Source organism: Paenibacillus popilliae ATCC 14706, assembly GCF_000315235.1.
Taxonomy (GTDB): Bacteria; Bacillota; Bacilli; order Paenibacillales; family Paenibacillaceae; genus Paenibacillus_B; species Paenibacillus_B popilliae.
Window position 1 is genome coordinate 1 of record NZ_BALG01000557.1, and the last position, 220, is coordinate 220.

A 220-nucleotide genomic window follows, 5' to 3' on the forward strand; every position below is an offset into this window, starting at 1 on the left:
ACGACAGCCAGCCTCTCCGTGTCGTAGAGACCGTAGGCTCTCAGCATGACGGACCTGTAAGTGAACAATTGACGCATCCTGATTACATCATGGTCATGGATCGAGCTTATGGAAAACTGGAGCGGATCGACCGCTTCAAACAAGACGGACAATCGTTTGTGATCCGGCTTCGGGACAATATCCATCTGGAGAAGCCCCGGGCACTGCGCCGGTATTCTTC

1 protein-coding gene is annotated in these 220 nt (G+C 53.2%); it reads left to right on the forward strand.

All coding sequences use genetic code 11. The features are described from left to right. A partial coding sequence (locus tag PPOP_RS19135; RefSeq protein WP_042230395.1) for a transposase occupies positions 1-220 on the forward strand: 220 nt, incomplete at both ends.